The 12863-nt window shown below is 54.2% G+C and carries 11 protein-coding genes, 1 tRNA gene and 1 pseudogene; 1 reads left to right on the top strand and 12 read right to left on the bottom strand.

What is annotated here, in order from left to right; all coding sequences use genetic code 11:
* The 10 genes and pseudogenes from QZ197_RS11345 to QZ197_RS11300 all read right to left on the bottom strand — a co-directional run.
* Positions 1-1075: pseudogene (locus QZ197_RS11345) on the bottom strand (DNA-directed RNA polymerase subunit beta'); the annotation flags it as partial.
* Between the two features lie 56 nt (positions 1076-1131).
* Complete coding sequence (gene rpoB, locus QZ197_RS11340) at positions 1132-5271, bottom strand: DNA-directed RNA polymerase subunit beta (protein WP_296432080.1); 4140 nt, start codon at positions 5269-5271, stop codon at positions 1132-1134.
* A 246-nt stretch (positions 5272-5517) separates the two neighbouring features.
* Complete coding sequence (gene rplL / locus QZ197_RS11335) at positions 5518-5886, bottom strand: 50S ribosomal protein L7/L12 (RefSeq protein ID WP_296432079.1); 369 nt, start codon at positions 5884-5886, stop codon at positions 5518-5520.
* A gap of 68 nt (positions 5887-5954) precedes the next feature.
* Positions 5955-6467, bottom strand: coding sequence for a 50S ribosomal protein L10 (gene rplJ, locus QZ197_RS11330; protein WP_296432081.1), 513 nt, complete (start codon positions 6465-6467; stop codon positions 5955-5957).
* Between the two features lie 342 nt (positions 6468-6809).
* Positions 6810-7511, bottom strand: a complete 702-nt coding sequence (gene rplA, locus QZ197_RS11325) for a 50S ribosomal protein L1 (RefSeq protein WP_296432078.1) — start codon at positions 7509-7511, stop codon at positions 6810-6812.
* Positions 7511-7936: a 50S ribosomal protein L11 gene (gene rplK / locus QZ197_RS11320; RefSeq protein WP_296432077.1), complete on the bottom strand. Its 426-nt coding sequence runs from the start codon at positions 7934-7936 to the stop codon at positions 7511-7513. The genes rplA and rplK overlap by 1 nt, the downstream gene beginning before the upstream one ends.
* A 109-nt stretch (positions 7937-8045) precedes the next feature.
* A complete protein-coding gene (nusG, locus tag QZ197_RS11315; RefSeq protein WP_296432076.1) occupies positions 8046-8576 on the bottom strand; it encodes a transcription termination/antitermination protein NusG in 531 nt (176 codons plus the stop codon).
* 188 nt (positions 8577-8764) lie between these two features.
* Complete coding sequence (gene secE, locus QZ197_RS11310; RefSeq protein WP_296432075.1) at positions 8765-8965, bottom strand: preprotein translocase subunit SecE; 201 nt, start codon at positions 8963-8965, stop codon at positions 8765-8767.
* 90 nt (positions 8966-9055) lie between these two features.
* A complete protein-coding gene (locus QZ197_RS11305) occupies positions 9056-9952 on the bottom strand; it encodes a hypothetical protein (protein ID WP_296432074.1) in 897 nt (298 codons plus the stop codon).
* A 44-nt stretch (positions 9953-9996) separates the two neighbouring features.
* A tRNA-Trp gene (locus QZ197_RS11300) sits at positions 9997-10072 on the bottom strand.
* Positions 10073-10122: 50 nt separating this feature from the next.
* Between QZ197_RS11300 and QZ197_RS11295 the strand changes: the two genes are divergently transcribed.
* A complete protein-coding gene (locus QZ197_RS11295; RefSeq protein ID WP_296432072.1) occupies positions 10123-10887 on the top strand; it encodes a DUF374 domain-containing protein in 765 nt (254 codons plus the stop codon).
* Here QZ197_RS11295 and QZ197_RS11290 read toward each other — a convergent pair.
* Positions 10884-12035, bottom strand: a complete 1152-nt coding sequence (locus QZ197_RS11290; protein ID WP_296432071.1) for an MFS transporter — start codon at positions 12033-12035, stop codon at positions 10884-10886. The two genes, QZ197_RS11295 and QZ197_RS11290, sit on opposite strands and share 4 nt — an antisense overlap.
* A 55-nt stretch (positions 12036-12090) precedes the next feature.
* Positions 12091-12744 (bottom strand): CatB-related O-acetyltransferase, encoded by a 654-nt coding sequence (locus QZ197_RS11285; RefSeq protein WP_296432069.1) that lies wholly within the window; start codon positions 12742-12744, stop codon positions 12091-12093.
* Positions 12745-12863: the final 119 nt, after the last annotated feature.

Below are 12863 nucleotides of genomic sequence, written 5' to 3'. Positions count from 1 at the left end.
CAATGACCGAACGGCCAGAGAAGTCGACGCGCTTACCCAAAAGGTTCTGACGGAAGCGACCTTGCTTACCCTTCAGCATGTCGGACAGTGATTTCAGCGGACGCTTGTTAGCACCCGTAATCACGCGACCACGACGGCCGTTGTCGAACAATGCGTCAACAGATTCCTGCAACATCCGCTTTTCGTTGCGGACGATGATGTCAGGCGCGCGCAATTCGATCAGACGCTTCAAACGGTTGTTGCGGTTGATCACACGACGATACAGATCGTTCAGGTCGGACGTCGCGAAACGGCCGCCATCAAGTGGGACCAGCGGGCGCAGCTCTGGTGGAATCACGGGGATCACTGTCAGAACCATCCACTCTGGACGGTTACCGGATTCGAGGAAGCTTTCGACGATCTTCAAACGCTTGATGATCTTCTTTGGCTTCAATTCGCCTGTCGCCTCTTTGAGGTCGGCGCGCAGGGTTTCTGCCTCGGACTCCAGATCAATCTGGGCCAGCATTTCGCGGATCGCTTCGGCACCGATGTTGGCCTGGAACGCGTCCATGCCGTAAAGGTCTTGGGCGTCGTTGAATTCTTCTTCGGTCATCAACTGGCCATAGGTCAGGTCAGTCAGGCCGGGTTCGATCACAACGTAGTTTTCAAAGTACAAAATACGCTCGAGATCGCGCAGGGTCATGTCCAGCATCAGGCCGATGCGGGATGGCAGCGACTTGAGGAACCAGATGTGCGCAACGGGTGCGGCCAACTCGATGTGGCCCATCCGCTCGCGGCGGACCTTTTGCAGCGTGACTTCTACACCGCATTTTTCGCAGACAACGCCGCGATACTTCATGCGCTTATACTTGCCGCACAGGCATTCGTAGTCTTTGATCGGACCAAAGATACGCGCGCAGAACAGGCCGTCACGCTCTGGCTTGAACGTACGGTAGTTGATGGTTTCCGGCTTTTTGATCTCGCCGAAGGACCACGACAGGATCCGTTCGGGGGATGCCAAAGACACCTTGATTTCGTCAAACGTTTTCGCCGGTGTAAGCGGGTTAAACGGGTTGTTTGTCAGTTCCTGGTTCATCTTCAATTCCTTGAATTGGGGTGCGTTAAGAGGTGGGGGGAGTAAGGCGAAGCGCCTTACTCCTCATCCTCCGCATCCAGGAGTTCCATGTTGAGGCCGAGGCCCCGGACTTCTTTCACAAGCACGTTGAACGACTCTGGCACGCCGGCCTCGAAGTTGTCCTCGCCTTTGACGATGCTTTCATAGACTTTCGTCCGGCCCGCAACGTCATCCGACTTTACAGTCAGCATCTCTTGCAGGGTGTAAGCCGCGCCGTAAGCTTCCAATGCCCAGACTTCCATTTCCCCGAAACGCTGGCCACCGAACTGGGCTTTACCGCCAAGTGGTTGCTGCGTGACAAGGCTGTAAGGCCCAGTGGAACGTGCGTGGATTTTGTCGTCAACGAGGTGGTGCAGTTTCAGCAGATACTTCACACCGACGGTCACTTTACGCGAGAACTGCTCGCCTGTGCGACCGTCGAACAGAACCGACTGACCAGAGGTGTCGAAACCAGCGCGTGTCAGCGCATCGTTCACGTCCGCCTCTTTCGCGCCATCAAAGACCGGTGTTGCGATTGGCACACCGTTGATGACGTTACCCGCCGCCTCGAGAAGATGACTTTCGTCCATGCCCGCAATGCCTTCTTCGTAGACATCATCGCCATAAGCAATTTTCATCGCCTCACGCACAGGTGTCAGATCGCCAGAGCGGCGGAATTCACCCAACGCTTCGTCGATCTTGATGCCTAGACCGCGTGCGGCCCAGCCCATGTGTGTCTCAAGGATCTGACCAACGTTCATACGTGACGGCACGCCAAGCGGGTTCAAACAGAAATCCACCGGTGTACCATCCGCAAGGAACGGCATGTCTTCCATAGGGACAACCTTGGAAATAACACCTTTGTTGCCGTGACGACCGGCCATCTTATCACCGGGCTGCAGCTTGCGCTTCACAGCCACAAAGACTTTGACCATCTTCATCACGCCTGGTGGCAAATCATCGCCACGGCGCACTTTTTCAACTTTATCCTCAAAGCGGGCGTCCATTGCGCGCTTCTGAATTTCGTACTGTTCGTTCAGGGCTTCGACGATTTTTGCATCATCTTCGTCTTCCATGGCAAGCTGCCACAGTTGACCACGGCTCAATTCCGAAATGCTTTCCTCGGTCACGATGGAACCAGCCTTAAAGCCTTTCGGCCCTTTGGCTGCTTTTTTGCCACCGATGATATCCCACAAACGCGCGTAGATGTTGCGATCAAGGATCGCCATCTCGTCGTCACGGTCACGGGCAAGGCGTTCAACTTCTTCACGCTCGATCTGCAGGGCACGTTCGTCTTTTTCCACGCCATGGCGGTTAAAGACGCGGACCTCTACCACGGTGCCAAAGTCACCGGGGGGCAGGCGCAAGGATGTGTCACGTACATCGGATGCCTTTTCACCAAAGATGGCGCGCAGCAGCTTTTCTTCTGGCGTCATCGGGCTTTCGCCTTTTGGTGTGATCTTGCCAACAAGGATATCTGCGGGGCCAACTTCGGCGCCGATGTACACGATACCAGCTTCGTCAAGGTTGCGCAGGGCTTCCTCTCCGACGTTTGGAATATCGCGTGTGATTTCCTCTGGCCCAAGCTTTGTGTCACGAGCGGCAACTTCGAATTCATCGATGTGGATCGATGTAAACACGTCATCGCGCACGATACGCTCTGAGATCAGGATGGAGTCTTCGTAGTTGTAACCATTCCACGGCATAAACGCGACGACCACGTTCTTGCCAAGGGCCAGTTCGCCGATGTCCGTGGATGGACCATCAGCAATAACTTCGCCCTTCAGAACCGTATCACCAACCTTCACCAGCGGACGCTGGTTGATGCAGGTGTTTTGGTTGGAACGCTGGAACTTGCGCATGCGGTAGATGTCGACGCCTGCGTCGCCCAAAGCCAGATCAGATGTAGCGCGAATAACGATACGCTCCGCATCGACTTGGTCGATGATACCGGCACGTTTCGCCATAATCGCCGCACCACTGTCGCGGGCGACAACTTCTTCGATGCCAGTACCAACAAGTGGTGCCTCGGCTTGTAGAAGTGGAACCGCCTGACGTTGCATGTTCGAACCCATCAGGGCCCGGTTCGCGTCATCATTTTCTAGGAACGGGATCAAGGACGCAGCAACCGAGACCAGCTGCTTTGGCGACACGTCGATCAGGTCCACATTTTCACGCGGGGACAATGTGTAATCGCCGTTCTTGCGTGTCGAAACCAGTTCGTTGTTGAACGAACCATCTGCACCCATGTTCGCGTTGGCCTGCGCCACAGTGTGACGCATTTCTTCTGTCGCGGACATGTACTGCACGTCGTCAGTGACCTTGCCGTCTACAACCTTGCGATAAGGTGTTTCGATAAAGCCGTATTTGTTGACGCGGGCAAATGTTGCAAGCGAGTTGATCAGACCAATGTTCGGGCCTTCCGGTGTCTCAATCGGGCACATGCGGCCGTAGTGGGTCGGGTGCACGTCGCGCACCTCAAAGCCTGCACGTTCGCGTGTCAGACCGCCGGGTCCAAGCGCTGAAAGGCGACGCTTGTGCGTGACCTCGGACAGCGGGTTGGTTTGGTCCATGAACTGCGACAGCTGCGAAGAGCCGAAGAATTCACGTACCGCAGCAGCAGCTGGCTTGGCGTTGATCAGGTCTTGCGGCATCACTGTGTCGATTTCGACAGAAGACATACGCTCTTTGATCGCCCGCTCCATACGAAGCAGACCAACGCGGTACTGGTTTTCCATCAATTCGCCAACGGAACGGACACGACGGTTACCAAGGTGGTCAATATCGTCGATGTCGCCCTTGCCGTCGCGCAATTCAACCAACGCTTTGATGCAAGATACGATGTCTTCCTTGCGCAAGGTGCGCATGGTGTCTTCGGCATCCAGATCAAGACGCATGTTCATTTTCACGCGACCAACAGCGGACAGGTCATAACGCTCGCTATCGAAGAACAATGTGTCGAACAACGCAGAGGCTGAATCGACTGTTGGTGGCTCGCCCGGACGCATCACACGGTAGATATCCATGAGCGCGGTTTCGCGGTTCATGTTTTTGTCTGCCGCCATCGTGTTGCGCATGTACGCGCCCACTGTGATGTTATCGATGTCCAGAACAGGGATTGTCTTGATACCAGCTGCGACCAATTCGGTCAGCGTTCCGCCGATGACTTCACCAGCTTTATCCAGCTCGACTGTCAACTCGTCGCCAGCTTCGACGTAAATCGCACCGGTTTCTTCGTTGATGATGTCCTCGGATACGAACTTGCCCAGGATATTCTCGTAAGGGACCAACAGATCAGTCACGTCGCCTGCGTCGATCAGTTTCTTAACTGAACGTGGCGTGACTTTTTCACCAGCTTTGGCGATCACTTCGCCAGTTTTGGCGTCGACCAGATCGAACAATGGACGTGTACCGCGCACGCGCTCCGGGAAGAACTTCGTGGTCCAGGCAGCGCCCTTTTTGTCGAGCTTGTACTCAACCGTGTTGTAGTAGGCATTCATGATGCCTTCCTGATCCATGCCCAGCGCATAAAGCAGCGTGGTCACAGGCAGTTTGCGGCGACGGTCAATCCGGCAGAATACAAGATCCTTGGCGTCGAATTCAAAGTCGAGCCAGCTACCGCGGTATGGGATGATGCGGCATGCAAACAGAAGCTTGCCGGACGAGTGGGTTTTACCTTTGTCGTGATCAAAGAACACGCCAGGCGAGCGGTGCATCTGGGAAACGATCACACGCTCGGTACCGTTGACGACAAAAGTGCCGTTCGGGGTCATCAAAGGCATGTCGCCCATGAACACGTCTTGTTCTTTGATGTCTTTGACAGACTTCGCGCCAGTATCTTCGTCTGTTTCAAACACGATCAAACGCAGCGTTACCTTCAAAGGCGCGCTGTAGGTCATGTCACGTTGCTGACATTCCTCAACATCGTACTTCGGCTTTTCCAGCTCATACTTGACGAACTCAAGCACGGCGGTTTCATTGAAGTCTTTGATCGGAAACACCGACTGGAAGACACCTTTGATGCCTTCGCCGTCAAGCGGTGTGTCGCTGTCGCCAGAGCGCAGGAACAGATCATAAGAAGATTTCTGAACCTCAATGAGGTTCGGCATTTCAAGTACTTCACGGATTTTGCCGTAGTACTTACGCAGGCGCTTCTGACCAAGGAAGGATTGAGCCATGTGCGATGTCACCTTTTGTTTGTCTCTCGAATTCCACACCGCCTGGGCCGCGATGCTTCACCCATTTGACCGGAGGTCCCAAGTCTATTCGTGGCTGCCGTCCCACCGGCACCCTCCCGACTTTGAGGAACCTATCCAAGAGGTCGGTCAACGCATTGGCCGACCTCTAAGACAGGTTTAGCTGGACCCACAAATTGCGGATCCAGCCTGATTTTTGGGGCGAATAGATATTCGCCGAAAGCGGGCTTAGGCCAGCTCGACCTCTGCGCCAGCTGCTTCCAGCTTGCCTTTGATCTCTTCGGCTTCGTCCTTGGACGCGCCTTCTTTGATTTTGCCGCCAGCTTCGACCAAGTCTTTGGCTTCTTTCAGGCCAAGACCAGTGATCGCGCGAACTTCCTTGATCACGTTGATCTTGGATGCGCCAGCGTTCTTGAGAACGACGTCAAATTCAGTCTTCTCTTCTGCAGCTTCAGCAGCAACAGCAGGACCGGCAGCAACAGCTGCGCCAGCAGCTGGCTCGATGCCATATTCGTCCTTGAGGATAGTTTTCAGTTCTTGTGCTTCGAGAAGGGTAAGACCAACAATCTCTTCAGCCATTTTTTTCAGATCAGCCATTTTATGCTTTCCGTTCGTTTTAAGTGTGTTCCAACGTGAGGGCGAACCCCCAAATCAATTCAGATGCTTTATGCAGCTTTCTCTTCAATCGTTGAGAGAATGCCAGCGATATTCGAAGCAGGCGCGCCAATGGCCCCGGCGATGTTGCTGCCTGGTGCACCGATGCAACCCACGATCGAAGCAATAAGCTCCTCACGGGACGGCATACCGGCAACAGCTTTCACACCAGCTGGATCCAATGCTGTATCGCCCATAGCACCGCCAAGAACGACAAGTTTGTCATTCCCTTTAGCGTATGTGTCGACCACCTTCGCCGCAGCGACGGGATCTTCAGAGTAAGCGATTACAGTCATGCCTTCGAGGTATTCCGCGATGCTTGCGCATGCTTTGCCCTCGAGGGCAATTTTAGCGAGCTTGTTCTTGGCAACGCGTACAAAACCGCCCGCTTCACGCATGTGCGCGCGCAGGTCCTGCATTTCAGCAACTGTCATGCCTTCGTAGTGGGCAACCACTACAACGCCAGAGCTTTCAAAGATCTGGCCGAGATCGTCGACCAGCTGTTCTTTTTGTGCTCTATCCACAGTTTCACTCCAAGTTTGGGGTTTCCCCCGGCTCAATTTTGTCAAACGACTAAGGTCGCCCAACATCTACAGTCCATCGTAAACGGGGCGTACCAGAGGTGACAGAGGCGAGCCTCAATTCTGGTTTTTCCCGCCTCAGGCAGGAATTAGCGGCCATAAGGCCAACCCACCGTCTCGGACGAATAAGTCCCGAACGAATCAAATCAGTCGGGACCAGTGGTCCAATTAGTCTGCCTTGCCCTGAAAGCCAAGCCCCAGCGGGGTAACTTCTTGATGAACCGCTCATGAAAATGGCAGGCCCCGTTCGGGACCTGCCATCAAGATCAATAATAATCTTTGTATTTATGCGTTGCCAGTTGCCGAAGCGACATCAATCGAAACGCCTGGGCCCATTGTAGAGCTGACGGCGATCTTCTTCATGTATGTGCCTTTGGCGCCAGTTGGACGCGCCTTGCTGACTGCGTCAACAAAAGCTTTCATGTTCTCTTCGATCTGCTGAGCCGTGAAAGAGGCTTTGCCGATACCCGCGTGAACAACGCCAGCTTTTTCCGCTTTGAACTGAACCTGGCCGCCCTTAGCAGCTTCAACAGCTGCTTTGATGTCCATGGTCACTGTACCAACACGTGGGTTTGGCATCAGGTTGCGTGGGCCCAAGACCTTACCAAGACGACCAACAACGGCCATCATGTCAGGAGTTGCAATGCAACGATCAAAATCGATTTTGCCGCCCTGAACGATTTCCATCAGGTCTTCTGCGCCGATGATGTCTGCGCCAGCTGCTTTTGCTTCTTCAGCTTTTTCACCGCGTGCGAAAACAGCAACGCGAACAGTTTTACCGGTGCCGTGTGGCAGGTTAACTGTGCCGCGAACCATCTGGTCTGCGTGACGTGGGTCAACGCCCAGTGTCATTGCGATCTCGATGGATTCGTCAAACTTTGCCTTAGCATTGTCTTTGACCATGGATGCAGCTTCGCCAACGGATACGTTGTGCTTGCCGTCGAATGCCGCGCGTGCGGCTGTTGTACGCTTACCGAACTTTGCCATTACTTCACCTCGATGCCCATAGAGCGAGCAGAGCCCGCGATGATCAACATTGCGCCTTCGATGGACGTCGCGTTGAGGTCCTTCATCTTGGCTTCAGCAATCTCACGAACCTGCTTGCCAGTGATCGAACCAGCAACAGCCTTACCAGGTGTTGCACTGCCGGACTTCAGCTTGGCGGCTTGCTTGATGTAATGCGACGCAGGTGGCGTCTTGATTTCCATCGAGAAAGATTTGTCAGCGTAATAGGTGATCACGGTCGGGCAAGGTGCGCCGTTTTCCATGTCAGCAGTCTTTGCGTTGAACGCTTTACAGAATTCCATGATGTTGATGCCGCGCTGACCCAGCGCTGGACCGACAGGTGGGGAAGGGTTTGCTTTGCCTGCAGGAACCTGCAGCTTGAGCGTTCCCATTACTTTCTTGGCCATGAGGCCTCTCCTTTTTTCAGCGATGGGCCTAAACCCATCCTACAATGCCCAAATAGGGCGGTTATGCCGTGGTTCGGGCGACAAGCCCTCCCACGTCTGAACGCGCAAATTACTGTTTAGTAACCTGCGTGAATTCCAATTCGACCGGTGTTTCGCGACCAAAGATAGAAACCGTAACCTTAAGGCGCTGGTTCTCTTCATCGACTTCTTCAACCATACCACCGAAGTCCTCGAATGGGCCGTCGCTGACCTTAACCCGCTCACCGATCTCGAAGTGAATAAGCGTGCGCGGCGAATCTTCGCCTTCTTGCACGCGGCCCAGAATGGCCTGCACTTCGGCATCACGCATTGGCATCGGGCGACCTTGCGGGCCCAAGAAACCTGTGACGCGGTTGATCGAGTTAATCAGGTGATAGCCTTCGTCCGACATTTCCATACGCACGAGCACGTAACCCGGCATAAAACGACGCTCGGCTGTGACCTTTTTGTTGCGACGTACTTCGATCACTTCTTCGGTCGGAACCAGCACCTCATCGATTTGATCGGCGAGTCCCTTTTCTTCTGCCTTGGTGCGGATCGCTTCCGCGATCTTCTTCTCGAAATTCGAGAGAACACTTACCGAATACCAGCGTTTGGCCATCTGTCAGAGCACCTTGTCGTCACCAGCCCACATGGGGCGAAATTTCATTTGTTCTGACGGGCAACCGCCAGTCCCGAAAATAAAATCGGCGTGCCGCTCGATTCGCCGCACGCCATTCTCGGAAGGTTGCAGGCTATTACCGCCGCTGTGGCAGGTTTTCAAGAGGGCCTGCAGAAAATCGAAAGACGTTAGCCGCCAAAATACGACAGAACACCTGTCAGACCCGTCCGGATCAGGAAATCAACCAGCGAAAAGAAAATCGCCGTCAGCACCGCCATGATGAAAACCATCACAGTGGTCATCAGCACTTCGCGCCGTGTGGGCCATACGACCTTGGATACTTCGGAGCGTACTTCTTGGATGAACTTAACTGGATTGGCGATGGCCATGGGGACGTCCTTTATCGAAACATGATGGCACATACGGCCTCTGATTGGTGAATTCAAGCCCGCAGCGCATGCTGTCGCATCAAGTCCGCGTCACCCGGCGACAGGTTGCAATAGGGTCACGCCGTCCATCGCAGCGATGTTACCAATTTGTGTGGCGTAAGCGGCATCACCAACAGCATGTTCGGTGGCAGTGTAGCCGTCAAACGCTGCATATCCACCCTCAACCGGCAGTGCCCCACGCGCTTCATAGCCAAGCCCCGTAGCGTCCTGACCCTCGGCCTGCGCCAAAACTTGGGCAACAGCCGCCTGTGACAAACCGGTATGGACGTTGCGTGGCACCCATGGAACCAACGGCGCCTGCGTGGCCCCAACCAAGTCTGCAACAATAACCGGAAATAGTTGTGCGTAATCTTCATAGCACCAGACAACGACTTTCCCTACGCCGTCGGCAGCACGCAGTTGACCAACCAGATCGGACCAATCGATACTACTAAGCGGATTATTTGCCTTGTAGACCGCAAGTGGGCGAACAAGCCCGCTGAATAGCATCTGACAATAAGCAGAATTAAGATATGCTGACGGGCGGCGGATACTCACATAAATATCGATATCCTGACCGATTGCCTGCGCCAATGACTGCACACGTACACCTGCCAAAGGATAGCGGTCTGCCAAGAGCAACCCGCGCGGATCATTCAAAGGGCCGATAAAGTTCTCCTCACTGAACACCAGCCGGTCAGAATTTTTTCGCATAATCGCGAGCTGATCTTTGGGGCTGCGCCGCGCGATCTTTGGATTCGAAGGTGGACGCAAACCAAACAGACCTTGAATGGAGTGACGACGCTGGCGAAAATACTGCGGGCCGTAATAGCGCACGCCCTGTTCCGCCAAACCCTCTGACGCCTTTTTCAGACACCGCTGCAAATGCGATGTTGCGGTCTTATGCGCACCAATATGAAAAGCAATTGTCGCGGGCTGGTCTGTCATTGGATTTGTTTGATCCTCCGGCGACACGTGCCTACGATCTGGTCTGGCAGGGGCATAGAGACTCGAACTCTAGACCTACGGTTTTGGAGACCGTCGCTCTACCAACTGAGCTATACCCCTATGACCAGATATCGGATTAGTCCGAAACCAAAGCGGGATCAAGTGCGAACATGACGCGCACTTGTGTTCAGGGCAAGAAATGCGACAACAAGCAGACCAAGACCAACCATGGGCCCTTTGAAACGATGTCTTTGCGCAAAAGAATAGAAAAGTCAGAAACTGTGGCCGCAACACTGGCGGGCATTGCGGGGCGCTATTTGTCGATTTGCACAAAGACGACCAAATGGCACTATGAGGGCATGGATGAATTGAAAACGGCTCTCGCCGACGGCCCTGTCCTGGTCCTGACATGGCACAGCCGGTCGATCATGGGATCGATGCATTGGCCAAAGAACGTAGCCCCTCTTTCTACACTTTACGACAAGTCGCCCATTGGCCGCGTGTCAGGTGCAGTGCAGCGCCGCGCCGGATTGCAACCAATCGAGATGTCGAGCAAGCAGTCAAACCTTGCCGCATCCCGCACGATATTAAAGCGGGTCAAAGAAGGCGTCAGCATCGCGATGACGGGCGATGGCCCTCTTGGTCCTGCAAGGGAACTAAAGGATGCACCGCTAGAATGGGCGCGCGTGACAGGCATGCCGATTTATTGCTACGCTTTTGCGACAACCAAAGGCCGCCGCATCAAGAGCTGGGATCAGATGCTGGTACCGAAAACCTTTGGCAAAGGCAGCTGCATCTTCCGTAAGTTCGAACAAGATGTACCGCGCAAGCTGAACGTCGATGCACGCGAAACGCTGCGTCACGATGTGCAAACATGGATGAACGAAGTCACAGCTGACGCTGATCGTGCCCTTGGGTTAGAACCGGGACCTTAGGGCCGCACGACGCGGCGAAAACCCAACAGCGCAGCCGCAGCCCCCAACGACATCACAGCACCGGCAATAATCGCAGTACCTGCATCACCGGTGCTTTGTGCAAAGCCGCCGCCTACCCGCGGGCCCACCATCATCAGCGCGTAGTAGATAGAGAAAAACACACCCATCCCCAACGCGCGTGATTTCGGCGAAAGCACCTCTGCAGGAAGGGTCATGACAGGTCCTGCGCCTAAGGCAAAGAAAACGCCAAGGATACAAAACAGGACGAACGCGCTGGACGGATAAATGACCGCAATCGGCATGAGTGCAGCAAAACTCAGCAAACTCAGCAAAATAATTGCGTCTTTGCGGCCCGTGCGATCGGCAATGATACCGCCCACCGGCAAAGCAATCGAAAAAATAATCATGAATAGGCTCGTCAATGAGCCCGCGCTGGTGAGCGTATAGCCAACCTGTACTAAAAACGTAGGGCCGAAGCTGAATACCATCGCAAGAGCCGCATTATAGAGCGCCCAGACGAATCCCGCACATACCAAAGCAGTGGCAGGAAAAGCAGCTTTTTGGATTGTCGTAGGTGCCTCTGTGGCGCCGTCGGGTGCGCGGTAGACCAGCGCAAAAACCGCAAGAATAGCGCCGGTTAAGACCACAATCGTCCACCAAACGGATACGATACCACCCGCCGCCGCGATCGGAGGCATGACAAGCAAAGCCAGCGCGATCCCGACTGGCCAGGAATTAACCATGATTGCCATAGCGGTGGACAGCTCTTTTTCGGCGAACCAATCAACAAGCATTTTGGTAAGGACAACGTTCAGGATCACGCCTCCTGCACCCACAACAAGGCGGGCGGCGGCAAAGACATTCCAGCTTTCCGTTATAGCGATAACCGCACCGCCAAAAAGCATCAAAGCCATGCCTAATGCGACGATCCGCTTGTCACCGAACCGCGCAGCAATTGCACCGCCCGGAAGCGCGAAAATGATGCCCGGTGCAAAGTACAGGCCAATTAGAAAGCCAATATCAGCAAGACCCACCCCGAAATCCTCGATCAAGAGCGGCGAAAGCGCCGCGACAGACTGAAACTGGAACGCCATTGTCAGGCGGGCAAGAAACAGAACAGCAAGGATGATCCAGCGATTTGAAGTCATCCACGAACCATTACGACCAATCAAGGTTCATGCAATCTTAATTTAACGTCGCAACTTAGTTTTGCGCCAGCAAAACGGGCAGATCACGACCCACTATCGCAGCTTCGTTTTCCAGTATGCGCGCGATGTCCCAATCCCACCAAGCAGCCTTGTTCAGCGCCGCGATCGTCTCCGCGTCAAACCGCATGCGCTGCACGGTGGCGCGATTGCCAGCAACAATCGCATAATCAGGGACATCACCGCTAACGACAGCACCCGCACCAATAATGACCCCATTCCCAATATGAGCCCCAGCCATCACCCGCGCGCCTGCCCCGATCCAGACGTCGTGACCGATGCGGATATCGCGCCCAGGCCGGAGCGTCTTGGGATATTCCATGAAACGCGCGGGATCATGGATCGCAAAGGGAAACGTCGAAAACCCTTCGCGCGCGTGATTGGCGCCATCAGTTATGAACCGGACACCATCCGCAATCTGACCGAACTTACCGATAATAATGCGATCTTGCGACATCGGAAAAAGGTAAGGTGCCAGCCGACCCGCCCAATCGTTTGGATCTGCAGGAGGATCAAAATCGCTCGCGTACGTATACTCGCCGATCTCCCAATTCGGATGGTCAATTGCTGCGCGTAAAAAGACATTGCCTTTGTGAAGAGTGCCATCCGGAAAGGTAACCGGATAAAGCGTGTCTGGCTTGGGAAAGGGCATGATTTCTCCTTTTGGTTTAAACGGAGCGTAACGGTTGAAAGAGATAGGTGACATAGTTGATCGTTAACGCAAAAGGCCGCCTCTTTCGAAGCGGCCTTTTGTTATTCATAACACCTGAG

The organism is Yoonia sp., from assembly GCF_017854415.1.
Lineage (GTDB): Bacteria > Pseudomonadota > Alphaproteobacteria > Rhodobacterales > Rhodobacteraceae > Yoonia.
The sequence above is the reverse complement of the archived record's forward strand: the minus strand, read 5'-3'. Positions and strand labels throughout refer to the sequence as shown.